This window comes from Thermodesulfobacteriota bacterium (assembly GCA_035325995.1).
Lineage (GTDB): Bacteria > Desulfobacterota_D > UBA1144 > Nemesobacterales > UBA2774 > JADLGH01.
Window position 1 is genome coordinate 1 of the sequence record DAOKYU010000049.1, and the last position, 1,330, is coordinate 1,330.

A 1,330-nucleotide genomic window follows, 5' to 3' on the forward strand; every position below is an offset into this window, starting at 1 on the left:
AGCGCCTGCTTTGCAAGCAGGAGGTCATCGGTTCGATCCCGTTCACCTCCACCAAACAGGGTGAGTCGTGAGCGGTGAGTGGTGAGCGACTGAATGCGCTCACTGTTTACCGCTCACCGCTTACGGTGAAAAGGCTGTTCGTTCTTTAAAAATCAGGAAGAAGTAAAGTGTGTCGGATCCGCAAGGAGCCGACGCATGGGTTGTGATTGTATCTACTGCATCTGGCCTGTAACCAGCGGGCTGGATGCGGCACAAGCGTGAGTTGCCCTTGCCTGGTCTTCTGCCGCCGAGGCAGAGTTCAAGGTTATAGGGTCAAGCGACTAAGTGCATGTGGTGGATGCCTTGGCGATCACAGGCGATGAAGGACGTTGCAGCGTGCGAAAAGCCACGGGGAGCTCGCAAACAAGCTTTGATCCGTGGATGTCCGAATGGGGAAACCCGGCCCTGCATAGAACGCTTTCGGTGTGCGCGGAGAGCGTTGTATGCAGGGTCACTCCCACCTGAATACATAGGGTGGGCAGAGCGAACCCGGTGAACTGAAACATCTAAGTAGCCGGAGGAAAAGAAATCAACCGAGATTCCGAAAGTAGTGGCGAGCGAAATCGGAGTAGCCAGCACAATTTAACCATTACGCTAGCAGAACGGCTCTGGAAAGGCCGGCCATAGTGGGTGAAAGCCCCGTATGCAAAAGCCTGGTGGTGGAACTGAGTGTGCGACAAGTAGGGCGGGACACGTGAAATCCTGTCTGAAGATGGGGGGACCATCCTCCAAGGCTAAATACTCGTGATCGACCGATAGTGAACCAGTACCGTGAGGGAAAGGCGAAAAGAACCCCGGGAGGGGAGTGAAATAGATCCTGAAACCGCATGCATACAAACAGTGGGAGCCCCTGCACAATGGGCTTTCGGTTCTTTCGAGGAGCGCGCAGCGCGACTCAAAAGAATTAAAGAAAGAAACAGATCCGTAACAAGGAAGGCGCTAAAACCGTCTCGGAGCGGAAGATCCGCCCGGAGCGGAAGATCCGCCGCAAGGATCTGGCAACCTTGATGAGTTCAATCGAAGTGGCGTGACTTCGGATTGCGATTGGCGCGAGCGAAAGCGAGCGGCAAGCGCGAGACGAAAGTCATCCCTGCACGATGGACTCATCGAGAGTCCATCGTGCAGGGGTGACTGCGTACCTTTTGTATAATGGGTCAGCGACTTACATTCACTGGCGAGCTTAACCGGATAGGGGAGGCGTAGCGAAAGCGAGTCCGAACAGGGCGACTGAGTCGGTGGGTGTAGACCCGAAACCAGATGATCTACCCATGGCCAGGCTGAAGGTTGGGTA

General features: G+C 55.0%; 1 rRNA gene. It reads left to right on the forward strand.

Annotated elements, in window-relative coordinates:
• Positions 1–310: 310 nt before the first annotated feature.
• A 23S ribosomal RNA gene (locus PKC29_15615) occupies positions 311–1,330 on the forward strand; the annotation flags it as partial.